Annotated in this window: 25 protein-coding genes; 20 read left to right on the top strand and 5 right to left on the bottom strand. The window is 57.0% G+C overall.

The features are described from left to right. Positions 1 to 59: 59 nt before the first annotated feature. The 5 genes from H5U02_03140 to H5U02_03120 all read left to right on the top strand — a co-directional run bounded on the left by H5U02_03140 (position 60) and on the right by H5U02_03120 (position 7997). A complete protein-coding gene (locus H5U02_03140) occupies positions 60 to 1004 on the top strand; it encodes a CoB--CoM heterodisulfide reductase iron-sulfur subunit B family protein (protein MBC7341438.1) in 945 nt (314 codons plus the stop codon). 245 nt (positions 1005 to 1249) lie between these two features. Beyond that, positions 1250 to 5833 carry an FAD-dependent oxidoreductase gene (locus H5U02_03135; protein ID MBC7341437.1) on the top strand — a complete coding sequence of 1528 codons (4584 nt, stop codon included), beginning with the start codon at positions 1250 to 1252 and terminating at the stop codon, positions 5831 to 5833. 3 nt (positions 5834 to 5836) lie between these two features. Next, positions 5837 to 6259, top strand: a complete 423-nt coding sequence (locus H5U02_03130; GenBank protein ID MBC7341436.1) for a hydrogenase iron-sulfur subunit — start codon at positions 5837 to 5839, stop codon at positions 6257 to 6259. 131 nt (positions 6260 to 6390) lie between these two features. Continuing rightward, positions 6391 to 7062 carry a methylenetetrahydrofolate reductase C-terminal domain-containing protein gene (locus H5U02_03125; GenBank protein MBC7341435.1) on the top strand — a complete coding sequence of 224 codons (672 nt, stop codon included), beginning with the start codon at positions 6391 to 6393 and terminating at the stop codon, positions 7060 to 7062. After that, complete coding sequence (locus H5U02_03120; GenBank protein ID MBC7341434.1) at positions 7059 to 7997, top strand: methylenetetrahydrofolate reductase; 939 nt, start codon at positions 7059 to 7061, stop codon at positions 7995 to 7997. Before H5U02_03125 ends, H5U02_03120 begins: the two co-directional genes overlap by 4 nt. Before the next feature lie 48 nt (positions 7998 to 8045). On the opposite strand, the gene H5U02_03115 is transcribed toward H5U02_03120, so the two are convergent. After that, positions 8046 to 8564, bottom strand: coding sequence for an AAA family ATPase (locus H5U02_03115; protein MBC7341433.1), 519 nt, complete (start codon positions 8562 to 8564; stop codon positions 8046 to 8048). 85 nt (positions 8565 to 8649) lie between these two features. Here H5U02_03115 and H5U02_03110 point away from each other — a divergent pair, with 85 nt between their 5' ends. The 15 genes from H5U02_03110 (at position 8650) to H5U02_03040 (ending at position 22157) form a co-directional block, all read left to right on the top strand. Next, positions 8650 to 8970, top strand: coding sequence for a carboxymuconolactone decarboxylase family protein (locus H5U02_03110; GenBank protein ID MBC7341432.1), 321 nt, complete (start codon positions 8650 to 8652; stop codon positions 8968 to 8970). 122 nt (positions 8971 to 9092) lie between these two features. Next, positions 9093 to 10283, top strand: coding sequence for a LysM peptidoglycan-binding domain-containing protein (locus H5U02_03105; protein MBC7341431.1), 1191 nt, complete (start codon positions 9093 to 9095; stop codon positions 10281 to 10283). 686 nt (positions 10284 to 10969) lie between these two features. Further along, positions 10970 to 11557, top strand: a complete 588-nt coding sequence (locus H5U02_03100; GenBank protein ID MBC7341430.1) for a 2-oxoacid:acceptor oxidoreductase family protein — start codon at positions 10970 to 10972, stop codon at positions 11555 to 11557. 31 nt (positions 11558 to 11588) lie between these two features. Beyond that, positions 11589 to 11894, top strand: coding sequence for a 4Fe-4S binding protein (locus H5U02_03095; protein ID MBC7341429.1), 306 nt, complete (start codon positions 11589 to 11591; stop codon positions 11892 to 11894). Between the two features lie 25 nt (positions 11895 to 11919). Beyond that, the gene (gene porA / locus H5U02_03090) at positions 11920 to 13101 is read left to right on the top strand and encodes a pyruvate ferredoxin oxidoreductase (protein MBC7341428.1); all 1182 of its coding nucleotides are present in this window, start codon (positions 11920 to 11922) and stop codon (positions 13099 to 13101) included. Positions 13102 to 13112: 11 nt separating this feature from the next. Beyond that, positions 13113 to 14048, top strand: a complete 936-nt coding sequence (locus tag H5U02_03085) for a pyruvate ferredoxin oxidoreductase (GenBank protein ID MBC7341427.1) — start codon at positions 13113 to 13115, stop codon at positions 14046 to 14048. Positions 14049 to 14721: 673 nt separating this feature from the next. Then, the gene (locus tag H5U02_03080; protein ID MBC7341426.1) at positions 14722 to 15561 is read left to right on the top strand and encodes a formate dehydrogenase accessory sulfurtransferase FdhD; all 840 of its coding nucleotides are present in this window, start codon (positions 14722 to 14724) and stop codon (positions 15559 to 15561) included. A gap of 417 nt (positions 15562 to 15978) precedes the next feature. Next, the gene (locus tag H5U02_03075; GenBank protein ID MBC7341425.1) at positions 15979 to 16521 is read left to right on the top strand and encodes a cob(I)yrinic acid a,c-diamide adenosyltransferase; all 543 of its coding nucleotides are present in this window, start codon (positions 15979 to 15981) and stop codon (positions 16519 to 16521) included. An 80-nt stretch (positions 16522 to 16601) separates the two neighbouring features. Then, entirely contained in the window at positions 16602 to 17525 is a 924-nt protein-coding gene (locus tag H5U02_03070; GenBank protein MBC7341424.1) for a class I SAM-dependent methyltransferase, read from the top strand. Between the two features lie 331 nt (positions 17526 to 17856). Beyond that, positions 17857 to 18285, top strand: coding sequence for a NifB/NifX family molybdenum-iron cluster-binding protein (locus H5U02_03065; protein ID MBC7341423.1), 429 nt, complete (start codon positions 17857 to 17859; stop codon positions 18283 to 18285). 92 nt (positions 18286 to 18377) lie between these two features. Further along, complete coding sequence (locus H5U02_03060) at positions 18378 to 18779, top strand: DUF5320 domain-containing protein (GenBank protein MBC7341422.1); 402 nt, start codon at positions 18378 to 18380, stop codon at positions 18777 to 18779. Positions 18780 to 18954: 175 nt separating this feature from the next. Beyond that, entirely contained in the window at positions 18955 to 19872 is a 918-nt protein-coding gene (locus H5U02_03055; protein ID MBC7341421.1) for an ATP-binding protein, read from the top strand. Beyond that, entirely contained in the window at positions 19844 to 20713 is an 870-nt protein-coding gene (locus tag H5U02_03050) for an ATP-binding protein (protein ID MBC7341420.1), read from the top strand. Before H5U02_03055 ends, H5U02_03050 begins: the two co-directional genes overlap by 29 nt. Before the next feature lie 131 nt (positions 20714 to 20844). Next, the gene (locus tag H5U02_03045) at positions 20845 to 21726 is read left to right on the top strand and encodes an Mrp/NBP35 family ATP-binding protein (protein ID MBC7341419.1); all 882 of its coding nucleotides are present in this window, start codon (positions 20845 to 20847) and stop codon (positions 21724 to 21726) included. Between the two features lie 62 nt (positions 21727 to 21788). Then, positions 21789 to 22157 (top strand): NifB/NifX family molybdenum-iron cluster-binding protein, encoded by a 369-nt coding sequence (locus H5U02_03040; GenBank protein MBC7341418.1) that lies wholly within the window; start codon positions 21789 to 21791, stop codon positions 22155 to 22157. 86 nt (positions 22158 to 22243) lie between these two features. Here the strand turns inward: H5U02_03040 and H5U02_03035 are convergent, their stop codons facing one another. The 4 genes from H5U02_03035 to cbiQ form a co-directional block, all read right to left on the bottom strand. Beyond that, a complete protein-coding gene (locus H5U02_03035; GenBank protein MBC7341417.1) occupies positions 22244 to 22525 on the bottom strand; it encodes a PDGLE domain-containing protein in 282 nt (93 codons plus the stop codon). A 158-nt stretch (positions 22526 to 22683) separates the two neighbouring features. Further along, positions 22684 to 23325: an energy-coupling factor ABC transporter permease gene (locus H5U02_03030; GenBank protein MBC7341416.1), complete on the bottom strand. Its 642-nt coding sequence runs from the start codon at positions 23323 to 23325 to the stop codon at positions 22684 to 22686. A 533-nt stretch (positions 23326 to 23858) separates the two neighbouring features. Continuing rightward, the gene (locus H5U02_03025; GenBank protein MBC7341415.1) at positions 23859 to 24761 is read right to left on the bottom strand and encodes an ATP-binding cassette domain-containing protein; all 903 of its coding nucleotides are present in this window, start codon (positions 24759 to 24761) and stop codon (positions 23859 to 23861) included. An 8-nt stretch (positions 24762 to 24769) separates the two neighbouring features. Further along, positions 24770 to 25630 carry a cobalt ECF transporter T component CbiQ gene (gene cbiQ, locus H5U02_03020; protein MBC7341414.1) on the bottom strand — a complete coding sequence of 287 codons (861 nt, stop codon included), beginning with the start codon at positions 25628 to 25630 and terminating at the stop codon, positions 24770 to 24772. Positions 25631 to 26123 lie beyond the last annotated feature (493 nt).

The raw sequence follows: 26123 nt of genomic DNA, 5'->3' as shown, positions 1-26123 counted from the left end.
GCCAATGAAAAGGGGTCAGGCCGTTTATCCAACTGCCAGGCCAAGGAGATGAAGAAGCTTTGACTGCCAGCAGCCTTAGCGCTAGGACGCCATCTAGAGCTGAGACTCAAGGAGAGCTCTCGAGGGGGTTAGCTTATTATCCAGGGTGTTCGCTGCACTCCACCGCAGCTGAATTCTCTCTGTCCACCCGGGCCATTAGCGCCGCTTTGGGAGTAGAGTTGACAGAATTGGAAGACTGGAATTGCTGCGGGGCCAGTTCTGGCCACGCCCTGGATCCATTTTTGGCCTATGCTTTGCCTTTGCGCAACCTCATCCTGGCCCAAAGAGAGGGACGGGACCTACTAGCTCCCTGTGCTGCTTGCTACCATGCTCTCCGGTCGGCTCAGGCGGCGCTGGGAGTTGGGGACGCGAGCTCAGGCCTGGCTCAACGCCTCCAGGAAGAAATGCAGGCGGTCATGGGCGAAACCTACCAGGGAAAAGTCAAGGTATATCATATCGTCGATCTCCTGGCTCAACCAGAAATCAAAGATCGCCTCTCGCGGCGGATTCTCCGGCCACTGGATGGCTTACCGGTGGTGGCTTATTATGGTTGTCTCTTGACTCGACCACCGCGGGTAGTTAGCTTTGAAGCCAATCCCGAACAACCTCGGCTTATGGATGAAATCTTGGCAGTTCTAGGGGCTAAAGCTTTGCCGTGGACCCATAAGACTGAATGTTGCGGAGCCAGCTTGGCCATATCCAATCCTGGGCTGGTGGAAGAGCTGGTGGGGCGCATCGTTGCCGCCGCCCGCCGGGCCGGAGCGTTAGCCATAGTGACCGCCTGTCCCTTGTGTCAAAGCAATTTGGACTCGCGCCAAAAGCAGGTTCCGGGCCTAAGCTCCGCCTTACCGGTATTCTATCTAACCGAGTTGGTAGGCTTAGCCTTGGGCCTTCCCGGGGGCGGATGGTGGAGGAGACACCTAGTTAGCGTGGAGAGGCTGGTGGCCGCGGCTGCGGGTACCTAGCCCGAGTGCCCTAGCAAGGAGGGCGGAGCTCGGGCCGGCCAAGGTGCCCTGTGCAAAGGTAGAGAGGGAGAAGCCGCCAGCCCAGGCGGCATTATGAAAAGGCGTAAGCCAACTTGACAAGGCAAGGGATTCCGCAAGGATTGGGAGAAGGGAGGACCGCTGGGGTGAGTTCTGAGGGACTTCATGATGCTGAGGCTAAGCAGGTTGCGGGCTCGGTATTGGTGCTGGGGGCGGGAATAGCCGGGATGCAGTCGGCCCTGGATTTGGCCAATGCCGGCTATTTGGTGCACTTGGTGACCGAGTCTCCTTCCATTGGTGGGAAGATGGCCCTCTTGGACAAGACTTTTCCCACCAATGAGTGCGCCATGTGCCTTCTAGGGCCGCGCATGACCGATACCCTAAACCACCCCAACATTCGGATCCACACCTGCTCCACTTTAGAGAAGCTTGAAGGGCAAAAGGGTAACTTTACCGCCCGGGTACGGGTTAAGCCCCGCTATATCAACATTGATGAGTGCACCGCTTGCGGCGATTGCGAGCAGGTTTGCCCGGTGCGGGTGCCCAACAGTTTTAACCAGGGCATGGACCAGCGCCATGCGGTCTATAAACTCTTTCCCCAGGCGGTTCCCAATAAGTACTTAATTGAAAAGCGTGGTATTCCTCCTTGCCGCCAGACTTGCCCCGCCGGCACCAACGTGCAGGGCTATGTGGCTTTAATCTCCCAAGGTAAGTTTGCCGAGGCTTTGGAGGTAATCTACCGGAGGCTGCCCTTTGCCGGCATCTGCGGCCGGATTTGCCACCACCCTTGCGAGGAGCAATGCAATCGGGGGGAGATCGATGCCCCGGTGGCCATCGCTTGGCTGAAACGGGCAGCCTATGACTTAGGTTTTCAGGAACTGGAAGCTAGGCTGAAGGCTGAAGACCGGACCCAGACCCAGCCCGAGGCCAAGACCCAAGCCTGTGCCCAGACCGAGACCCAAACTGGGGCTCCGGTCCGGCCCCGGGTAGCCATCGTCGGCGCCGGACCGGCCGGGCTGACGGCAGCCCAGGACTTGGCCTTGGAAAGTGTAGATGTTACCGTTTATGATGCCTTGCCTGAGCCCGGGGGGATGTTGCGGGCAGGGATACCTCGCTATCGCCTTCCCCAGGAGGTAGTCGAGCGGGAGACGAGGCGCATCCTTTCCCTGGGAATCGAGTTCATTGGCAATACCCGAGTAGGCCGAGATGTAACCTTAGAGGAGCTGCGCCGGCAGTACGCGGCGGTGATCCTGGCCACCGGCCTCCAGCAGAGCCGGATGCTGGCCATCGAAGGTTCGGCATCTCAGGGCATCGTACCCGCCTTGGAGTTCTTGCGCCAGGCCGCCTTGGGCCAGCTGCCCCAAGGCCCACCAGTTGGTAGCAGGGATAAGGTAGTGGTGATTGGCGGCGGCAACGTGGCCATAGATGCGGCCCGCACCGCCAGAAGGCTAGGGGCCAAGGAAGTGCATATGGTCTCGTTGGAGTCACGGGAAGAGATGCCCGCGCACCCTTGGGAGATTGAGGAAGCAGTGGAAGAAGGGGTAATTCTCCACCCAGGCTGGGGTCCCAAGCGCTTTATCAACTCCCCGGCGAGCCCGGGGGCGGAGGGTAGCCTGGGCGATGCAGCTGGCCCAGGTATTGCTCGGGTTACCGGGGTAGAATTCATGCGCTGCCTACGCGTATTTGATGAGGCCGGTCGTTTTGATCCTGAATACGATCCCCAGACTACCCAGACTTTGGCTGCCGATCAGGTGATCGTAGCCATTGGCCAGGCGGCGGACTTGGATTTTCTGGCCGATTCCCAGCCGGCCGTGCGAGTGGAGCGGGGTTTAATATGGGCTGATGACCTCACCCTGGCTACGTCGGTGCCAGGGGTTTTTGCCTGCGGCGACATCGTCAGCGGTCCTAAGTCAGTAGTAGAGGCGGTAGCTTCGGGACACGAGGCGGCGGAATCAGTATTGCGCTACCTGCGCGGCGAGGACTTGGCTGCCGATCGGGTGCGCCCTGGAGCCCAACAAGAAAAGCTTACCCCTCCTGCCGGCGTAGTACCTTATGCGGCTCCTCGCCATGCCCAGGCCATGGCGGCGGCCGGGGAGCGGGTTAGGGACTTTCGGGAAGTTTACCAGGGCTACAGCCGCGAAGAAGCCATCGAGGAGGCCAAGCGCTGCCTAAACTGCGGCGTTTGCTCCGAATGCCTGCAGTGCGAAGCTGCCTGCCAGAAGAAGGCGGTGGAGCATTGGCAGCAGGAAAGCATCCAAGAGCTGAAGGTGGGAGCGGTGATTCTGGCTCCCGGGTTCGAGCTCTTCGATGCCTCCCTGGCCGGGGAGTATGGCTACGGCTATTATGCCAATGTTATGACCAGCCTGGAGTTCGAGCGCTTGCTCAGCTCCACTGGACCTACTGCCGGACATGTAACCCGGCCTTCCGACGGTCAGCCGCCCCGGCGGGTGGCCTTCATCCAATGCGTGGGCTCGCGGGACTGTGAGCGGGATGGCAGCCCCTACTGTTCTTCCATCTGTTGCATGTACTCCACCAAAGAAGCGATCATTGCCCGGGAGCACGACGGCAACATTCAGCCCACCATCTTTTACCTGGATATGCGCTCCTACGGCAAGAACTTCGATAAATACGTGGAGTCGGCCCGAGAAGCCGGCGTTCGCTATGTCCGCAGCATGATCTCCAGGGTAGCCGAGGACCCTGAGACCAAGAATCTGCTCATCAAGTATTTTGATGGGGACAAGGTAGTGGAGGAAGAATTTGAGCTGGTGGTTTTGGCAGTGGGGGTACGCCCGCCGGCGGAAGCCCAAGCCATTGCCAAGGCCTGCGGGATCGAGCTCAATCAGTACGGGTTTGCTCAGGTCTCACCCCTGAATCCGGTTCAGACTACGCGGGAGGGGGTATATGTGGCCGGTGCTTTCCAGGGCCCGCGGGATATACCCGAGACGGTGATCAACGCCTGCGCGGCGGCCCCCCGCCCGGGCGGGGGGGGGGCGCCCGCCCGCCACTCCCTGGTAACACCCAAGCGTTACCCTCCCGAACGGGATGTGTCCCGGGAGGAGCCGCGGGTGGGGGTGTTCATCTGCCACTGCGGGATCAATATTGCCGGGGTAGTGGATGTGCCCGAGGTGGTAGACTATGCCCGCCGCCTGCCGGGCGTGGTCCATGCCGAAGACAACCTCTATACCTGCTCTCAAGATACCATCAAAAAGATCCAGCAGGCTATTAAGGATTATCACCTCAATCGGGTGGTGGTAGCCTCTTGTACCATCCGCACCCACCAGCCCCTCTTCCGGGAAGCACTGCAGGAAGTTGGGCTTAATCAGTTCTATTTTGAGATGGCTAACATCCGGGACCAGTGCTCTTGGGTGCACCGGGCCGAGCCTCAAAGTGCCACCGAGAAGGCTAAGGATCTGGTGCACATGGCGGTGGCCAAGGTGAAGACCCATGAGGCCTTGCACCTAAAGGCCGTCAGCGTGGTACCCCGGGCTTTGATCATCGGCGGCGGACCGGCCGGATTGGTGGCGGCTTTGGCCCTTGCGGAACAGGGCTTTGGCTCCTATATAATTGAGAAGGAGCCGGAGCTGGGAGGCATGGCCCGGCGGCTGCGTACCACTCTTGAGGGCACCGATGTGCGAAGCTATTTGAACCATCTCATTGCCCGAGCCCAGGCTGATCCCCGGATTGAGATTTACACGGGAGCCGAGATAGAGGACTGTAGCGGCCACCAAGGGCATTTTGTTACCACCATTGCCTGGTCTCGCTCTGGCAAAGAAACGGCGCGGCGCACGGTAAAACTAGAGCACGGAGCCATTATTGTGGCTATAGGTACCCAAGAATACCAGCCCGAAGAATATGGCTATGGGCAGGATCCTCGCATCCTTACCAATTTGGAGCTGGAGGAATTCCTGGCTGGCTATGAAGGTGGCAATGGCCTTAATTGCGCTGTTTTTATCCAGTGCGTAGGCTCTAGGGAGCCAGGCCGGCTCTACTGCAGCCGCACCTGCTGCGCCCAAAGCATTAAGAACGCCTTGAAGCTCAAGGAGGCTAACCCTGACGCCCAGGTATTCATCCTCTACCGGGATATTCGCACCTACGCTTTCATGGAGGATTACTACCGAAAGGCTAGGGAAGAGGGCATCATTTTCATTAATTATGATCCCGAGCATAAGCCCCAGGTCAGGCTGGCCCAATCGACTGATCTGGCGGCAGAAGGGGCTAACGCAGGCAATCATGCCGCCCAGCGCCGGAAAGAGTGGGGCGCTCTGGAGGTGGAAGTTTATGATCCCGCCTCGGGTCGGGTGCTGGAGCTTGTGCCCGACCTGGTGGTCCTGGCCACCGGGGCGGTGGCACCGCCGGAGGCGGCTAAGCTAGCCTCGCTGCTCAAGCTTCCGGTCAATGAAGATGGTTTTTATGTGGAAACCCACGCTAAGCTGGCGCCCATTGATTTTCCCTCGGCGGGAATCTTTATGGCCGGATCGGCCCATTCTCCCAAGTTCCTAGGGGAGGCCATCTCCCAGGCCTTAGGGGCGGTATCGCGAGCTAGCACCATCCTTTCCCGCGATCAGCTGCTGGTGGGCGGGGTAGTAGCGGTGGTCGATCCTACTAAGTGCGCGGCTTGCCTTACTTGCGTTCGGATTTGCCCTTATCACGTGCCTCGCATCAACGACAACCACGTGGCGGAGATTGATCCGGTTCAGTGTCAAGGCTGCGGGACTTGCGCCGGCGAATGCCCGGCCAAGGCCATTCAGCTTCAGCATTATAAGGATAACCAGCTTTTGGCCAAGGCGGCGGGATTGTTTGAGGAGGTGTAAAAGGTGGCTTTTGAGCCCAAGATCGTAGCGTTTTGCTGTTATTATTGCGCCTATTCGGCAGCTGACCTAGCCGGATCCATGCGTCTGCAGTATCCGGCCAACGTCCGGCTGATCGAAATCCCCTGCTCGGGGAAAACCGATGTCCGGGTAATTCTGGAGGCGTTTGAGGACGGGGCCGATGGCGTCTACGTGGTGGGATGCTTGGAAGGGGACTGCCATTTCCTAGTAGGCAACTTGCGGGCTAGGAAGCGGGTGGAGTATACCAAGAAGCTGCTCGATGCCATTGGGGTCGGCGGCGAAAGGCTGGAGATGTATAACCTTTCTGCCTCCATGGGTTCTCGCTTTGCCGAAGTGGCCCGAGAGTTTACCGAGCGCATCAAGAAGCTCGGCCCCAGCCCGGTAAACGGCCGAGTCAAGAGCGCTTAATGGGAGCTGGTTTTAGGCGGTGCAGGCGGGCTTGATGCAAGCTGGCTTGGTCCTAGTGGAGCCATGGAGCCAGCTTGAGCGCTTAAGTTTGGAAATTAATCGATGTTACTACAGAAATGGGTGGGGAGAAAATGATCGTTGCTGAGCCGAAGCCCATAGCCGAAATAGTCGACCTCATTGCTGGATGCCACAAGATCCTGGTGGTAGGCTGCGGCGGCTGCGTGACCGTTTGCTTGGCCGGCGGGGAAAAAGAAGTGGGGATCTTGGCCAGCGCCCTGCGCATCGAGCGCAAAAAGGACGGGGATTCCTTGGAAACGGTGGAAGTTACCCTCACGCGCCAGTGCGATCCCGAGTATGTGGAGGAGCTGGCACCCTACGTCACCGATGATGTGGATGCTGTCCTTTCTTTAGGGTGCGGAGTGGGAGTACAGTTTTTGGCCGAGCGCTATCCCAAATGGGTGGTACCAGCGCTGGATACCAAGTTTGCCGGGGGTACAGTGGAACACGGTCGGTGGGAGGAGCGCTGCGGCCTTTGCGGACAATGCATTCTTTACAAGACTGGCGGCATCTGCCCCATCATCCGTTGCTCCAAGAGCATTCTCAACGGTCCCTGTGGCGGGTCCCAAAACGGCAAGTGCGAGGTTAAAAAGGATGTCCCTTGTGCGTGGCAGCTAATCTATGACCGCATGCAAAGTTTAGGCAAGTTAGACCTGCTTTTAGAGATCCAACCGCCTAAGGACTGGTCCCAGTCTCGGGATGGGGGACCGCGCCGTGTGGTCCGGGAGGATGTGGTGCTGGGATGACGCTCAAGACCGAAAGCAATCTAGAAAGGCTATTGGCCCAAGGAGAGTTTGTGGTCACGGCCGAGGTAGGCCCGCCCAAGCATGCTTCCCCCGATGGCATTATTAAGTATGCCAACCTGCTCAAGGACTACGTGGACGGGATCAATCTTACCGACAATCAGACCGCCATCGTCCGGCTTTCCAGCATTGCTGCCGGGGTACACGTCAAAAGTTGTGGAGCCGAACCCATTATCCAGATGACCACCCGTGATCGCAACCGCATCGCCCTCCAGAGCGACCTGTTGGGCGCCTATAGCTTGGGCTTGCGCAACGTCCTTTGCTTATCCGGGGATCACCAGTCCTTTGGCAACCATCCCCAGAGCAAAAATGTCCATGACCTAGACTCCATCCAGCTAGTACAGATGGTGAAGAACCTGCGGGACCAGCGGCAGTTCCAATGCGGAGAGGAAATAAAAGGGCCCGAGCCCCGTTTCTTCATTGGCGCTGCTGCCAATCCCTTTGCCGATCCCTTTGAGTTTCGGGTACTGCGTTTAGAAAAAAAGGTTAATGCTGGGGCCGATTTCATCCAGACCCAAGCTATCTTTGATATGGAGCGGTTTGAAAAGTGGATGGCCATGGTGCGGGAGCGAGGGTTGGATAAGCGGGTAGCTATCCTGGCCGGAGTGATGCCCATCAAATCGGTTGGCGCGGCCAAGTACATGCAGCAGTCGGTGGCAGGAATGATAGTGCCGGACGCTATCGTCCAGCGGATGCAGGCGGCCAAAGATCCTAAAGCTGAGGGAGTAGCTATCTGCATCGAGCAGATTAAGCACTTACGGACCATCCCTGGGGTGGCCGGAGTGCACATCATGGCGGTGATGTGGGAGGACATCGTCCCCACCATCGTCAAGGAGGCCGGGCTCTACCCCCGCCCCAAGCTGCAGACCCAAACCTAAATTATAGAGAAGGCGAACAGCCTGGCTGGGCTAGCAGGGGCTTATCCTTTAGCAACCTTTTTCGCCGAATTCACCAATAGCAGAGGAGGCTGGAGCTTGTAAGGGTAGCATAAATAGCATGGTCGTAAATTGCTCCACACCGCTGCCGGCCCCGGCAAACGAAGACTGGTATACCGACATCATATAGGCCACGAAGGCGCTGATGGCGACGAGGGCATCGATGCCGCCATTAAACAATAACCTGATGGCGCCGTTCTCCTCCTTGGGGTTGACTATACCTTCCAGGTTTTCCGGCAACGAGCCGGCCGGGCTCTTGAAGGTCACTTGCACTTTCTTAAACTGCCGGCTTCGAAGCGCCTCAATTTCCTCTATACGCAACACCCGGCCTTCTTTGAGAGGGGCGACCCGGTGGCAGAGCTTCTGAACCTCGGAGAGTACATGGGAGGAGAAGAAGACAGTCACGCCTTTGCGGTTTTCCTCTAGTAAGAGCTCATACAGGCGCTTCTGCACCAGCGGGTCGAGGCCGCTGGTGAGTTCATCCAAGATCAGAAGCCTAGGTTCATGCATTGGCGCCTGAACATGTAGACTTAAGACTTTAACCGTGCTAACATGATTTACGTTCACATCCTTTTAGTTCCAAGGAGGAATGAATATGGCCAATGCACTTCCAGGTTTCATAAAACTGTTGGAAGAAAAGGACCCGGAGCTTTATAAGGTGACCAGTCAGTTGGCCGAGCTGGCCATGGCACCAGGAGCTTTGGATGCCAAGACCAAGGTGCTGATTGCCATGGCCCTGGATGCTGCCCACGGTGCCAGGGAAGTAGTGGAGGCGCTGGCTGGTCGAGCCCGGATCTTGGGGGCTTCCGAAGCTGAAATCCGGGAAGCGTTGCGCATTGCCTACTACGTAGCCGGAAATGGCACCCTGGCCACTGCGGTTGCCGCTTATCCAGTCAGCGGCTCTAGCCCCGAGTAAGGCATCCGGATTCAGTTGCCAGCTAGGAGCCAGCTAACAACCCTCTTTCGGTTGGCATAACATATAATGCTCGAACTTGCTCAGGCTAAGTGTTTTGCCGACATCTCGAAGAGGGTGAAAGTATGAGCAACGGTTTTGTAGTCTTGCGCCCGACTATGCGAAATTACTACGTGGGGCTGGTCCAGGAGCAGCTCAACATGCTGGGCTATGATGCCGGGTACGTTGACAACGTTTACGGCAATCGGACCGCTGAGGCGGTGAGACGGTTTCAAGCTTTTGTTGGCCTACCGCAGACGGGAGAGATTGAGTTCCGGACCTGGCGCCGCCTGTTTGGAGGGCGGCCTTTGCCTCCCTTGCCTGTACCTTATGTGGTTTCTGGAGCTGAGGCGGATAACGGCGCCGGCGCCGATGCCGGCGCGGGCGCCAGTAGTGGTGGAAGCGACAGCAGCCTGCCAGAAATGCGCCAGGTGGAGCGGTACATTAGAGTGAGCTTAGGACGGAGGCAGCTGCAACTTCTGGAGAATACCACCCAGCTGGGAGCTTGGCCGGTGGGTATCGGTAAGCCGGCTACCCCTACCCCCACGGGCACCTTTTCCATTTTAAATGCGGCCATGGATCCGGGCGGGCCGTTTGGTACCAGGTGGCTCGGGGTTACCGAAAACGGGATCGGCATTCATGGCACCAATGCCCCTTGGAGCATTGGCGGGGAAGTATCCAATGGCTGCATCCGCATGTACAATTCCGATGTGGAAGCTTTGTTTGACCAGGTATGGGTGGGAATGCGGGTAGTGATTGCTGCGGATGGTTACGTACCTGGACAGGTGAGCCGCACCTACGTGGTCCAGCCTGGCGACACCTTGTGGTTGATCGGGCAGCGATTTGGAGTTCCCGTCGGTGCCATCATTACTGCTAACAACCTTACCTCTACCGCCATTTATCCCGGCCAAGTCTTAATCATACCTGCGGTTGCCGAGGCGCTTCCACCGCCCCCGCCAGTGCCAGGAACGATTCGGCACGTAGTACAAGCTGGAGAGACCCTATTTTCCCTGGCCCAGCGCTACGGTACCACCGTGGAGGCGATCATGGCCGCCAACCGGCTCACCACTACCACCATCTACGTGGGCCAGACCCTAAACATCCCGGTGGGAGCGCCGGCTTCACCGAGCCCCAGGTCCACCCGTTATACGGTGCAGCCAGGAGATACCCTTTACTTGATTGCCCAAAGGTTTGGCGCCACCGCTGAAGCCATCATGGCCGCCAACGGCCTGACCAGCACCACCATCTACCCCGGCCAGGTGTTGATAATCCCCTAGGGGGCCGGCCCTAACCTCGCCGGTGTGAAACCGCAAATACCAGGTATTGTGTGGCTTTAACAGAAGAGGAGTAAAGTATCATGGGAGTATGGCAGCTGATGCTGCCCCTTTCTTTTTAGCCTGGGCAATCCCAAGAGCGCCTAGTCCCAATCCTAGGCCTTAGCTTGCTAACTTACCCATCTCGACCCATCTCGCCCTCAACCAAGAGCTTCAGCTAGGCGCCTTGCCAGGCCGTAGTTGCCAAGCGGTTAAGCGCTGGGCTCGGCCGTAGCAGCCACACTAGTTGTTGGGTAGTTGTTCCGGGGTCATCGCTCCTACGGCCAATCTAGTGAAGTGTCGGGGGAGCTTGTCCTTGACGCTAATAATCCACTATTCTATACTTAAGCGTGGCTAGAGACGCTAGGGCATAAGTGAGCGTGGGCCCGGCGAGTAGCTGCTACCTGTCTGATCCAAGCCATATGAATCTTTTTCAATTGGCCTGGCGACCAGGCGACTAGGGAGCGGCACAAAGGGGTTAGGTTTTTTTGTGCCCAGGGCACTTGATAGGCCGGTAGGTGCCGGGCTTTCTTGCCTGATAAGAACAGGCCGGCGCGTAGTTCGTGCCGCCGTTGGCGGCTGTATAATTTTGGGGCCGTATTGTTGTTGGTGGGTAAGGGTTAAAGCTGATTGTCTAGGAGGTGCGTAGGGTGAGAGAGCTGGAAGAGATTCGGTGGCATGCCAGGGGCGGCCAAGGAGCAGTTACTGCTTCTAAGCTTCTGGCGGAAATGGCGTTAACCCGCAATATGTACTTTCAAGCTTTTCCCGAGTACGGGCCGGAACGGATGGGCGCGCCCATTCAATGCTTCAACCGCCTGAGCGCGCGGCCCATTTCCATTTATACCAGCGTTTCCGACCCCAATGTGGTGGTGGTAGTAGATCCAACTCTAATCGGGGTAGTTGACGTTACCGAGGGTTTAACCCCGGATGGGGTGGTGCTGGTAAATACGCCTGCGGCTCCCCAGGAGGTAGCTTCCCAGCTTGGCCTTAGCTCGGACAGAGTCTACACTGTGGATGCCACGGCCATCTCCATGACTACATTAGGACGGGCCATGCCTAATATCCCCATGTTGGGGGCTTTGGTGAAGATCCTGGATCTCATGCCCTTGGATGAGGCCTTGGCTTACGTGCGGGAGTCCTTTGGTAAGCGATTCAGCGCCAAGGTTACTGAGGGCAACTTAGCTGCTTTGGAGCGAGCCTACAAGGAGGTAAAGAGCAGTGAAATGGGATGTGCGTGATATAGACAAGTGGCCCTGGCATAGGCACCCGATGGGATTGGCTAGTCTCGAGCCTGGAAACTCGGTAGCTGTCAACACCGGTAGCTGGAGATCTCGTCGGCCCATCTGGAATCACGATAAGTGCACCCATTGTCTGCGGTGCTTTATTTATTGCCCCGATGCCTGCATTCAAGTACAGGAGGGCAAGATGGTGGGGATCGATTACTTCCACTGTAAAGGCTGCGGCATTTGCGCCGAGGAGTGCAATGTGGGGGCGCTGGAGCTAGTCGAGGAGGCCCAAGCTCAGGCTGAAGAGAAAAATGCCCGACGCCAGTCAAACCAAGCTTGTAGCGCCTAATTAGTCTGGGGAAGGAGGAAGAGCCATGCCAAAAACAGTTGCTGTAGTAGGGACCGATGCCGTTGCCGAAGCCATGCGCCAAATCAATCCCGATGTGGTAGCGGTTTACCCGATCACTCCCCAGACCGCCATCGTGGAGAAGTTTTCCGAGTTTGTAGCTGACGGCGAAGTAGACACCGGCCTGATCAATGTGGAGAGCGAGCACAGCGCCATGAGCGCCTGCATAGGGGCTGCCGCCGGGGGCGGTCGGGTAATGACCTGCACCTCTTCACAGGGGTTGGCTCTGATGTGGGAGGAGCTTTACGTGGCTTCCGGCCTACGGCTGCCTATAGTTCTTACCAATGTCAATCGGGCTTTATCGGCGCCCATCAACATCCACTGCGATCATTCCGATAGCATGGGGGCCAGGGATTCGGGGTGGATCCAGCTCTATTCCGAGAACGCCCAGGAGGCCTATGACAACGTCATTCAGGCGGTGCGGATCGCTGAGAACCCAGCTGTGCGGCTGCCGGTGATGGTTTGCCTGGATGGGTTCATCATTTCCCATGCTGTGGACCGGGTACAGATCGAAGATGATGACAAAGTGCGACAGTTCATCGGCGAGTATGTGCCGGGCCAGCCGCTTTTAACCCAGCCCATGGGTATGGGGATGTTCGATGGTCTTTACGGCTATTACTTTGAAGCTAAACGGGCTCAAGAAGAGGCTATGCAGGACGCCCTAGGGGTGATCCAAGAGGTTAGCCAGGAATTCAGCCAGCTCTCTGGCCGGACCTATGGCCTCTGGGAAGAGTACCGGCTAGAAGATGCCGAGGAATGCGTCGTAGCCCTAAACTCCGCTGCTGGCACCATCAAATCGGTGATTGACCGCCTGCGGGCCCAAGGGCGTAAGATTGGGCTCCTTAAGCCTCGGGTGTTTAGACCTTGGCCGGGCAAAGAACTAGCCCAGGTTCTGTCCCGCTTCCCGGTAATCGCGGTTTTTGACCGCTCCATGATGTTCAACGGCGGCTACGGCGGCCACCTCTACCACGAGATTCGGGCTACCCTTTACGACAGCCCAGCTCGGCCGCTGTTAGTGGACTACATCTATGGCCTAGGCGGCCGCGACTTAAGTGTCCATTTGGTGGAGCAGGCGCTGGCAGAAGTAGGGGCCATGGCCGAGAAACGTCAGGTGGAACAGCCAATCAAATACCTGGGGCTCAGGGAATAGGGGGGAGCAAAATGGCAAATCTCAAGGAATTGGCAACCCGCAGGGAACTTCTGGCTCCCGGCCACCGCCTGTGCGCCGGATGCGGCGCTCCTACCGCGGTGCGTCAGATCATGCTGGCTTTACCTCCTGAGGCCGAGGCGGTGGTTACCTGCGCTACCGGGTGCTTGGAGGTTTCCACTACTATTTATCCGTATAGCTCCTGGCGGTGCGGCTACCTGCATAATGCTTTTGAAAACGCAGCGGCTACCGCCAGCGGCTTAGAGACCATGTATCAGGTGAAAAAGGCTAAGGGAGAGATCGACCGGGATATCCGCTTCATTGCCTTTGGTGGCGACGGTGGGACCTACGATATCGGCTTCCAATCCCTTTCCGGGGCTCTGGAGCGGGGCCACCACTTCATCGCCGTTTGCTACGACAACGAAGCCTATATGAACACCGGCATTCAGAGAAGCGGTTCCACTCCCATGGGCGCTTGGACCACTACCAGCCCGGTGGGGAAAGCCAGCTTCGGCAAGGCTCAGGCCCGTAAGAACCTGACCTTCATCGCCGCTGAGCACAACGTGGTCTATGCCGCCCAGATGTCCATCTCCCACTACAGCGATACCATCGCCAAGGCGGAGAAGGCCTGGGAGTACTCCAAGGAAGGGCCGGTATTCCTGAACATCTTGGCTCCTTGCCACCGCGGTTGGCGTTTTCCCATGGAGAAGACCATTGAGATGGCGCGGCTGGCGGTACAGACCCGGTTCTGGCCGCTGTTTGAGGTGGAGAAGGGCGAGTGGCGCCTCACTCAAAAGGTATCCCGGCCCAAGCCCATCGAGGAGTGGCTGAAGCCCCAGGGGCGTTTCCGTCACTTGTTCACACCTGAGAACGAGCACGTGATCAAGGAAATCCAGGCCCAGGTAGACCGGGACTGGGAGCGGCTCATGCAAAGGTGCGGCGAAGTCTAGGGAGGTTGGCGATGCCTTCTGCCGCTTGAACAGATGAAAATGGGGAGCAGCAACACATCTGCTCCCTATTTTGTTTGTTGCTATGTTAACCAACCTATGACATGCAATACCTAGCCGTGGCTGAGGTTGAGGATTGCGATTTTTCCCGAAACTTTTGGCTGGTGAACGGCTTGGGAAAAGCGAGCCCAGGCCTATGGCAGGCGAGCCCATTCTGAAGCTCGGGAGCTTAGCCGGGGGATCTGTAACTGTTTCCTGACACTCGCAGCAAGCCCTCAAGGAACAAAAACGGTATAATGAAAACAAAGATTATGGGTGTGGTTTTATGCTGGTTCGGACCTTGGTGGATTGCCGAGCAGTAAAGATCGAGCTGGGGCGAGCTCAAGAGGCCACAGTTTCCATTCCCGTGGAGGAACCCTTGACTTTGGAACTAAACGGAGAAATCCGAGCGATTTTGATGCGGCTTCCCGGGGCTGACAAGGAGCTGGCGGTAGGGTTTTGCGTGAGCGAGGGTTTAGTAGGGGGCTTCCAGGATATTCTGTTGGTGCACCACTGCGGGGAACCTCCAGCCGAAGTCAGCCCCGATGCTACTTTGGCAGAGACTCAGGGGTCGGCTCTCGGGGCTGAGCAGGCGAATGTTCTGGCTGAGGATACTTTGGCTGAGGACGCTAACCGGGTGCGGGTGCTGGCACGCCGGGTCACCGGCCGCCAGCAAGTTGTGGAAGACTATCAGACCCTGCTTTTGCGATCTGGCTGCGGGCGCACCCAGACCTTTAAGTCAGGACCGGGCGGCCTGGGGGATGGGGCCCGGGAGAGCGGGCCGTCCACTGGACTTCTTGCTGGGCCAGGGCTGGAGATTGGAGCTGAGACCGAGGCCTCAGGTAAGGTTGGGGCTAAGGCTGGGGCGCTCGCCGGGGACCAAGCTGAGGTTGGGCCCGAGGCAGAAGCTGAGGCTGGTTTCAGAGCAAGGAATGGTTCCCTAGCTGGTGATGGGGCCGGAAGCGGGGAGGGGCCTACCTATGCTGATAGCGGCGTGGAAAAGGCGGGATCCCGGCGACTGTGGGTGGAAAGCAACCTCAAGGTACGCCCCGCGGTTCTATCCGGCCTACGCCGGGAAATAGCTACCCACCAGACTGTCAAGCGGGGGAGCGGTGGAGTGCACGCCGCCGCCCTGTTTGATGCCTGCGGCCAGCTGTTGGTACTGCACGAGGATATTGGCCGGCACAATGCCCTGGACAAGGTCATCGGCCATGCCCTGATTTGGAGTTTACCGTTGGACCAGCTGATTGCTGTCACCACCGGCCGGGCCAGCTATGAGATGGTCACCAAGGCGGCCCGGGTGGGCATTCCCATCCTTTTATCCTTTTCGTCGCCCACTTCCTTGGCCGTGGAATACGCCCAAGCGTGCCGCCTAACTATTGGTGGGTATCTCCGGGGCCAATCCCTAATTATCCATACCCACCCCTGGCGCTTGGCTACGGAGACCAGTAACCTATTCCCCGGGCCCAATTGGTAAACGATGAACTGATTCAAGCTTACATTTGGGTGGTAGTAATTATAGTGGCTGGAACCTTTGCGGGGCTGCCGACATTGGAAACCGTAGCGTCTGAGAGGTTTCGGAACTACAGATCAAGAGCGTCCATATGGTCAGCAGGTTAAGGCAAGGAAGACGAGCGGACCGAATTACGAAGGTTACGATTTTAAATCTAACTTAAGAAGGAGATTAAGATTGGCTGCCGAATATGATATGCGTATCTGAAGCAGGCCACGGAGGTTTGCACCCAGTAAGGAGCTGGCACAACCTAACGTGGTTTTTCTGTTATTGAAAGGACCTAAGCCGGAATCCAACTGATTCAGGCAGCCGGGACGGAAGGTCTAGGGAGTTGGGGAAGGGTTAGTCGGAGAGACTAAAGATAGTGAGGTGGGAGGTGCAATGGTCAAGGACAACCCTTTGGGAAAAGGCTATGTCCAGGTGTACACCGGTAACGCCAAGGGGAAAACTACGGCTGCATTGGGGCTGGCCTTTCGCGCCATGGGCCGAGGCCTAAAAACCTACATTGGGCAGTTTATGAAGGGACAGCAATACGGCGAGCTTAAGGCGGCGGCCATGGTTTCTCCCTACATAGTTATTGAGCAGTACGGCAAAGATACTTTCATTCATGTCAAGAATCCCCCTGCCGAAGAAGATGTCCGTATGGCTAAGGAAGGCCTGCGGCGAGCCCGGGAAGCAATGCTTTCCGGGGAATATGATATCGTGATATTTGATGAAATCAACACTGCCCATTACTTCCACCTGCTTACAACTGAAGAGATGCTAGAAATCATGCAGGCTAAACCCGATGGGGTAGAAATAATCTTTACTGGCCGGTACGCTCCGCCCGAGGTGGTGGCTAAGGCCGACTTGGTGACGGAGATGCTGGAAATTAAACATTACTATCACCAGGGGGTAGAAGCTCGACCTGGCATCGAACGCTGAGCTGGGATCAGATCAAATGGGGACCACGACCTTTTCACCAAGCGGCAATGGGTTAGCACCAAGTAGGAAGGGTGAGGCCGATGCAGTTAGTAGAAAAAGACCATGTGGGGAAAGTAGCGCTGGCTGGTGGTGATGTCTTAATGGACGCCGGCTTTTGGGAACGGGCCTGGCAAGCGGAGCGCTCGCGTACCCTTTTTAGCCTTGAGCGTCCCGAGCGCTCGGGGGTAGCCTACTGGGATCATCGAGCCGATCACTTTGCCCGCCGGACCGCCAGCGAGGAGGGTAAAAAGCGGGCTGCCCATATTATCCATTGGCTAGGTCACCAGGAGGGACTGAGGCCGGCCCATGAGCTTGAGATTCTAGACATTGGCTGCGGAACGGGGAATTACAGCTTGCTGTTGGCGCGGCGGGCTAAGCAAGTGGTGGCCCTTGACCCTTCGGTAAGGATGCTTCATTTTCTTAAGGAGCGAATGGCGGCTGAACAGGTGAGTAATATTGAACCAGTGGCCTTGGCTTGGGAAGAGGTAGACCTGGATGAGCTGGGCTGGCGGAAGCGCTTCGATGTGGTTTTGGCTCCCCTGACTCCTGCCATCCATGACGTGCCTACCTTGAGAAAGATGCTGGAGGCCTGCCGGCATGCCATCTATTATGCTAGCTTCAGCGAGCGCCGGGATCCTATCCACCAGGAGCTTTGGCGCCGGGTAGTAGGGAAGGAAATGCCTGCCTATTCCCGCGATGCCCTTTATGTTTTCCATCTTCTTTATGCTTGGGGGTATCACCCGACCATTGAATTCCAGGAGTGGAATGTGAATCGGGAGGAGAGCATAGAGGAGGTCCAAAATGAACTCAGAGATTTCTTGTGGCCGTTCATGGAAATCGATGCCAGAGTCGACCAGGAGATTCGCAAACTGGTGCAGGAACTGGCCCGCAATGGCCAAGTGAGCTGGCTGCGCCGGCAAACCTTTGCCCAGGTTAGCTGCAACGTAGAGTTTCGCCGCACCTGAGGTGTGCTGGCAACCGTAAGCACTCACCAAAACCAGGTTCACGTTCTAGACTATCTCCATCCGGTCGCGCGTGCTGGCAACCGTGAGCGCTTACCAAAACCCGCATCTAGTAACCGCTGTCTATAGCTAATCCTAGTAATTATAAGCTTTATGGGCTTATAACCTTTATCACCTTCCACATTTTTAAATTCCATTATTGACATATGTCCACTACCATAATAAAATGGTTTTGGGCATAGGAACAGAATAACTAGTGCAAGCTAGGCTTGATCTTGGCCGGCTTGGGAACCGTTTGGGCTAACAGCCGGGTAAGCAAGGGAGGACAAAAACGGTGAGACTAGCGGTTACGTCTCAGGGCAGTCAACTTGAATCTCCGGTTGATCCCCGCTTTGGCCGGTGCGCCTATTTGGTCGTCCTAGATCTCGATACTGGGTCCTGGGAGGCCATTGTCAATCCTGGGGCCAATGCCAGCGGGGGAGCTGGCATCCAAACTGCCCAGTTGGTAGTGGATCTGGGCGCCAATGCGGTGGCCACCGGTAACATTGGTCCTAATGCCATGGCGGTGCTGAATTCAGCGGGGATTCAAGTTTATAACGCCAGTCATGGCTCAGTCCGCGATACGGCGGTGGCCTTTAATGAGCGTCGCCTGAGGCCAGTTCCGGAATCTACCGTAGGTACCCATTTTGGCATGGGTGGCCGGGGCTCTGGAGGCGGGGGTGCACAAAGGGGCCGGGGCAGGACCGGCTTCGGTCGAAGCTGAACCAGGCGAGACCAATTGGGCAAACTGCCTGGCAGGGCCAAGCGCTCGGGATGGTGGCCAACGAGAAAGTGGCTTTGGAGGAGGTGATAAATATGCCTAGAGGAGATAGGACTGGTCCTTGGGGAATGGGACCGAGAACCGGCAGGGCAGCCGGATATTGTTCCGGTTATCCGGTGCCAGGCTTCGCGAACCCCGTAGCTGGCTGGGGTTTTGGGTTCGGCCGAGGGCTAGGGATGGGTCGAGGCCGTGGTCGTGGTTTAGGTCTGCGCTGTGCCTGGCCAGGCTGGGTTTGGGCATATCCACCGTATCCCGCCTACGGACCCTACTCGCCCTACGCTGGTCCCTATGCGGGTCCAGGTGCCGTTCCTGATACCGAGCAGGAAAAGGCTTTCTTGAAAGACCAGATGCAGGCACTAAGCCGGCAGATGAAGGCTTTGGAGAAGCGCCTGGGGGAGCTGTCCGAAGAAACCAAGGGCCAGGAAGAAGGAGAGTAGAGCTGGTTAGCTAGGGGCCTGGGGCGAGGGACCAAAGTCCAGTAGACCAGGGCCAGCAGCTAAAGGCCTGAGTATCGAGCCGAGAAAGCAGACTAAAGAGCCCTGGGCTCCTAACTACCTACAAAAGACGCATGGATGGAGCAGATGGTTATTTGCGGTGCGGAGTGGAAAGCCCATGAGAATTGCGGTTGCCAGCGGAAAGGGCGGCACGGGCAAGACGACGGTGGCTGTCAACCTAGCCCTGTCCTTATGGCGCTCCCGGCCTTTGTTGCCTATTCAATTATTGGACTGTGACGTAGAAGAACCCAACGCCGCCATCTTTCTCAAGCCGAAGGTAAGGCAATCTTGGCCCGTGTCCATCCCGGTGCCTGAGGTCGACCGGGAAAAATGCGATTACTGCGGGCGTTGCGCTCAAGTTTGCGCTTTCAATGCCATAGCCGTGGCCAAGGAGGTAGTGTTGGTATTTGACCAGCTGTGCCACGGGTGCGGCGGCTGCGCGCGCTTTTGCCCTCGGGGGGCCATAAAGGAGGTTGAGCGGCCGATTGGAGTCCTTGAGGTGGGGTTGGTTGACCAGGGAGCGCCGGTTGGGTCTAGTAAGGGAGGGGACCCTTTGGAACTAATCCAGGGCCGGCTCAACCCAGGGGAGGCCATGGCAGTCCCGGCAATCCGGGCGGTAAAGCAGCAGGTGAAGCCGGACGGGGTATCTATTCTGGATGCTCCGCCGGGAACTTCCTGCCCGGTCATCGAAACCGTCAGGGGAGCGGACTTTTGCATTTTGGTTACCGAGCCCACGCCCTTTGGTTTCAATGATTTAGTCCTGGCGGTGGAGATGCTCCGCAGGCTCGCTGTTCCCTGTGGAGTAGTGATTAACCGAGCTGACCTGGGAGATGAGCGAGTGGAACATTATTGCCACGAGCAAGATCTGCCGATCCTAATGCGCATACCCTGGGACCAGGAGCTGGCCCGTTTTTATGCTCGGGGAGAGGCTATAGTCCTCCATAACCGGGCCTGGGAATCCCAATTCGTGGCCTTGTATGAGAAGGTGGTAAAGCAGGGTGGGAAAGGTGAGAGAGCTGGTAGTCATAAGCGGTAAAGGCGGAACCGGAAAGACTTCCATGGTTGGCTCGCTGGCGGCGCTTAACTCCGGAGCAGTACTGGCTGACTGCGACGTGGACGCGGCCAATTTACACCTTTTGTTGGAGGCCACGCTGAAGGAGGCGGAGCCTTTCCGGGCTTCGCGAGTGGCAGTTATCAAGGAAGAAGATTGCTTACAATGCGGCCTGTGTGTTTCCCTTTGCCGGTTCGAAGCCATCAGAGACTTTAAAGTGGATCCTACTGCTTGCGAAGGGTGCCAGGTTTGCTATCACATCTGCCCAACGGAAACCATAAGCATGGAAGAAGTCATATCCGGGCAGTGCATGGTCTCCGATACTCCTTATGGCACCTTAGTGCACGGAAGGCTGGGCATAGGTGAGGCCAACTCTGGCAAGCTGGTTACTTTAGTAAGGCAGAAAGCCAGGGAGCTGGCAGAAGCCCAAGGAAAAAGCCTGATTATCACCGATGGTCCTCCAGGAATTGGTTGCCCGGTGATCTCATCGCTTTCAGGAGCTTCCATGGCTTTGATAGTAACCGAACCGACCCTGTCGGGAATACACGATCTGGAACGGGTGTTAGCCGTCTGTCGGCACTTTGGGGTGCGGGCTTTAGTATGTATTAATCGCTACGATCTCTGCCTGGAAAATACGGCGCGGATCGAAGCATACTGCCGCGAGCAAGGGATAGAAGTAGTCGGGAAGATTGCGGTGGATCTGGCAGTGGTCAAAGCCATGGTAGCCGGCCAGCCGGTGGTAGTTCATAAGGACTACCAAGATCGGGAGGTTTCCCGCCAGATTAAGGCCATGTGGGCGGAGGTTCAAGCTCGGCTTTTGGCCTGAGCGGGGACATCTGCTTGCCCGTTTATTGTATCTTGACATATGTTCATTAGCTTGGCTATAGTAGTAGAGGCACGGTACGGACAGACTAGTACTGCTCTGCCAATACCAGATGGCGTAAAGGGGACTAGGAAATGGCGGACAACGGTAATAACACGGCTTGCAGCGCTACCAGCTGCGACTCCAACACTTGTGGAGAAAGCGGCTGCTCGGTCAAAGCGGCCGACCATAACCAGGCTAGTCAAGAAGCAGCTCCGGGCAAACTACCCCAGAACCAGATGAATGATATTCACCACGTGGTGGCCATCATGAGCGGCAAGGGTGGGGTAGGCAAATCCTCGGTCACCTCCCTTGTCGCCGTGAGCCTAGCCCGTAAGGGTTACAAGGTAGGGGTGCTGGATGCCGACATAACTGGCCCTAGCATTCCCAAGATATTCGGGATCAAGGACCGGCCCGAATCCTTTGAATTTGGCCTGCTTCCGGTAAAGAGCAAGAGCGGCATCGAGATCATGTCTTTAAACCTGCTCCTGCCCCGCGAGGATGACCCGGTGATTTGGCGGGGACCGCTGATTGCTAGTGCCGTAAAACAATTTTGGACCGATGTGGTTTGGGGTCCATTGGATTACCTGCTGGTGGACTTACCCCCGGGCACGGGGGATGCTCCCTTGACGGTAATGCAGTCTCTGCCGTTGGACAGCGTGGTCATTGTCTCTTCACCCCAGGAGCTGGCGGTGATGGTGGTCAAGAAGGCCATGAAGATGGCAGAGGCCATGGGGGTCTCCATTTTAGGCTTGGTGGAGAACATGAGCTACATTACTTGCCCCCACTGTGGAGAGGTACTGCACGTATTTGGACCTTCCCGTGCCCAGGAAGTGGCCCGGGCCGCCGGGGTACCTTTCCTAGGTAGCCTCCCCTTGGACCCTGAATTGGCTGCCCTCTGCGACCAGGGGGAAATCGAGAAATACCAGGGCCAAATGCCCGAGGTCGTGGAAGCGCTGGAAAACAATGTTCACTGAGGGTTACCCCATACGCCAGGCTCCGGCTAGAAATGAATGTTTTCTCTGAGGAGGCTAGTTGGATGAAAGTAGCAGTTGCATCGGAGGGTAATCTGGTTTCCCAGCATTTTGGCCACTGCCCGGAGTATACCTTGTTTACAGTGGAAAACGGCAATATTATCAGCAAAACGGTAATCCCCAACCCCGGGCATCAGCCAGGTTTCCTGCCCGGGTACCTCAGCAATTTAGGGGTCACCTGCATTATTGCCGGGGGTATGGGCCCGCGTGCTCAGGAGCTTTTTAGCCAGCACAACATTGATACTGTCCTAGGCGTAGCCGGGCCGGTGGACGATGTCATTCGTGCCTATCTTCAAGGAACCTTAGAGCCTGGGGAGAGTAGCTGTGACCACGGTGGCAGCAGCCACCACCACAACTGCCAGCACGGTTGCTAAGCCTCATCACCCCTAGCTGGCCAGATGACGCGGTGCAATCGACTGCGGCCCTACCCCACCCCGTGGGTAGGGCCGCGGCCTTTCCGTCAACCTTTAGGCTTGGTCACCACCTTGCCGATGGCATATACAGCTGCAAAGGTTATCAGTACCCCGATTATGCCGGCCAATCCCGTGGCAATTTTTTCGTTCGCTACTCCTGGTAGCAGGTAATCGGCGATGGGAGCGGCAATCAAGCTTACGCCTTTATCGATGAACCCGTGGGTTTCAGCTACTTTCTCCAGCCCGTCCGGGTTGGGCGAAGCAAAGGGAGAAAGCAGTGCGCCCACGGCTAAAGCCACCACCAACCAAATCCAGATATATCTTTTCAACTTAACCACCTCTCGCAAAGAAGTTAATTGAACGCGCTGCCTGGCACCCGCCTTCTCCGCTCAGCGCTAGATTGGTGCTGTGTCGACCTTTGGCTTTGGCCAGGTTACCCGAAAGCTCGGCCGGCGTCGTTGGTAAGAAGACCAAACGGTGCTCCTGCTCAAACTTTAGCGCTATGGTCCAAAACCAGTTCTTTGCGGGCGTTGACCAAATAGGCGACGATGGCGGTAGTAATGATAGCCTCACCCAAACCAATGAAAAGGTGCCAAAGGAGCATGGCTCCCAGGGCTACGTTCAGGGGAACAGTTCCTGACCAAGCCAGTTCCAGGGCGCAAGCACTAGCGGCCAAGAGTACCGAGAGCCAGGAAGCGATGAAGGTAGCGGGCAACCAAGATCTCTCCCATTTGATGAGCCGGGTTAGCCACCGGTAAGTATAATAACCTCCAAAGACCGCGATTATGGCCATGTTGAGCACGTTGGCTCCCAGGGCGGTGAGCCCGCCATCGAGAAAAACCAGGCACTGAATCACTAAAATGGTGGTCATGACTATGGAAGCAGCCCATGGCCCTAAGACTATGGCGGCTAGGACGGCGCCAATGAGGTGGCCGGAAGTGCCACCGATGATGGGGAAGTTGACCATCTGGGCCGCAAAGATGAAGGCGGCCATTACTCCCATGGTAGGGATTTGCCGGTCCCCCAGCTTTTCCCTAGTTTTTCTCAGCCCATACCCTAACACCCCGGCGCTGACAGCTGCTGATGAGATCCAGGTCTTGGGATCAATAAAACCATCGGGAATATGCATTTCTCTTGCCCTCCTCTTAAGAAGAATATGTCTGCTCTCGGCTGGCCGGTCCGCTGTTCCTCCGCTCTGCCTCAACTGCCGGCGAGCTTCCCGACCAATTGGACCTTTATGTCCGTAGCTGGTTTGCCCCGTCTCCGTTTTCGCTGTTACCCGGGCGTGGCTGTCGCCTTAATGTCACTTCCGGACCAGCCCCCTACGTGCCTTTTTCGTTCTCCGCTTGTGCGGCTGGGGTATCGTAGCCGCACAGGCTGTGTACAAAAAAACCATGGGCAAGCGACTTCCCTCCCCGGGAAGGGCGGTACCTCCATGGTTACCAGTCCGGATTATATTCGGTTTAGGCTGCTGGCCCGGTAGCGCTAACCGAGCCTTCCTAGGTTGGCATTCCGCCCCACCGGGGTATCCTTACTCTTTACGTTGGCGATACTTGGCCTTCGCTTGGTTCCGCTGGTCATCGGCGAGCACCGTCAACTCTGCCCGGCTTGGGACGAGCACGAGGTTGTCAAGTTCAGCCCGGGCGAGCCCTTGGCTGGCACCTATGGCAGCGAGGCCAAGAGGCCGGCAATCAACTGGGCAGCTTCGGCAATGGTTTTGGGGAGGTTCTTTGCCCCCATGGTTTTCAACCCGTGATCTTGGGGAGCGCTGGCAGTTAGCTGCCCGGCCCGGCGGAACACCTCAGTAACGGTGGGGAAAGATAAATCGGCTGCCTCGACCACCTCCCGATCGGTAAGGATGTCCGGGGTTCCGCTTACCAACAACCTCCCTTCCTTGAGCACGAATACCTGCTCGGCCCATTCGGCTGCCAAATCAACGTCGTGGGTAGCCACGATCACCGTCTTTCCCTGGTTGCTTAGGCTGTCCATGATCTTCCAGACAGCCAACCGGCTCTTTGGATCCAGGAAAGCGGTGGGCTCATCAAAGACTATCACTTGAGGTTGCATGGCCAGGATGCCAGCAATGGCTACCCGCTTTTTCTCGCCGTAACTCAGCTGGTGGGGCGGCCTTGGGGCTAGCTTCTCTAGCCCCAAGGCCGCCACCACTTCTTGTACCCGCCTTTGTACCTCCTCAGGAGTCCAGCCTAGGTTGGTGGGTCCGAAAGCGATATCCTCTTCTACGGTGGAACAGAATACTTGGTCGTCGGGATCCTGGAAAACCAAGCCCACCTGGCTCTTGACCCAGCTTTCCGTGCGGGTATTGATCTCCTGGCCGAATACTTCCACTTGACCTTGAGAGGGCAAGTAGGTGCCGTTGAAATGTAGGAGCAAAGTCGATTTCCCGGCTCCGTTGGGGCCTAAGAAGACGGCCCGAGTACCCTTTTTAATGGTCAGGGATACGCCCCGCAAAGCCTCGTGCCCGCCCCGGTAACGGTAGTGTAGGTCCCTTACCTGAATAGCAATTTCCTGGCCTTGGTCGGCTTTAGCATGGTTGGTTGAGGGCATGGCGGCGCTCACAGCATCAAGCCCCCTCGATCCCAACCTACCAACAAGAATATCAAGCCAGTAACCACCAGAATACAGAGCAAGTCCTGCCGGCTAAGCAGCTGCCAAGCTGCCAGCGGTGCAGCGGTCCGAACCGAAGAAGCACTCATGCCTGGGCGAGGAGCTAGTTCAGATCTTGGCATCGTAGCTTTGCTTCCGGCCAAACTCCGAGCTAGCATGGCCTGGTGCACCCTTTCGGCTCGATCCAACGAGCGCAATAGCAACAGGCCGATGGTTTGCCCCAGGGTCCGGAAAGTATGGGGACGAAAGATGCTTTGGGGCACAAACCCGCGGGCCTTGCGCGCCCTCTGCATGCGCTGGAGCTCGCTTGCCAACACGAAAATGTAGCGCACCGTAAACTCCAGCAGGGACACCATTAAGGAGGGAACCTTGAGGTCCCGAAGGGCGCGGACCAGCGCCTGGAACTTAGTAGTAGAAGTAAGTATAGTCAAGACCATGACGGCCCCGGCCGCTCGCAGGGAAAGGATGGCCGCGTGCTCTAGCCCTTGGTAAGTAATAGCCAAACTGAAGAGGCCCCGCACAGATACCCGTAGGACCATTGCTCCCGGTTCAATGAAAGGCAAAAGCAGCCAAGCTACTCCAGCAAAAGGGAGAATTAGAAGCAAGCGCCGGAGTATATAGGTTACCGGTAGGCGCGAAACCCAGGCTATCAGCACGACCCCAACAATGGCTGTCAGCAGGGATGACCATGAGCGCAAGGTGACGATGGTTACTACCAGCGCCAATGCTGCTACCCACTTGACCCTAGGGTCAAGGCGGTGGATGGGCGAATCCAATTCAGCATAGCGATCAAGTGTCGGATAACCCATTGCCTATTCCTCCAGATGAGTAAACAAAAACCATGGTGGCCCCGTTCCCTTCGGGAAAATGGCACCTCCATGGTTGCCGAGTACTAACCTATGTAATTGTCTGCCAAAACTCCCTTTTGAGCTATGCTCCCGGTGTGCGGACCCTGGCGCATTAGCTAGCCGCTACCGCCGGCCCTTGCAGCTATGTTCCGGGTGCGCTGACTATCGGTTTCTCAAGCCCCATGATCCTGACTCTAGCGGCTTCAGCCGCTCTCAGGCAATCCCTTTGCCTGGTTTGGTAATATGATATTCTCCAGCTGGGTTGAAATTCCTTCCGCCTGCCAGCCATTTTACGAAGAAATTTCTGCTGGATGTCGCTCTCAAGCTCAATGGTTGTGTTAAAATCATGTAAGCAATCTGAGTCGAATTAGGTCGAGATGATCAACATGGAAGTTAAGGTGGAGCGACCTGCCTTGTCTGGTTCGACTCTGGCTGAGCGCCAACCGGGCCGGGG

Source organism: Clostridia bacterium (assembly GCA_014360065.1).
In the GTDB taxonomy this organism is placed as follows: domain Bacteria; phylum Bacillota; class DSM-521; order Neomoorellales; family JACIYF01; genus JACIYF01.
This window is presented reverse-complemented; position numbering and strand designations above follow the sequence as displayed.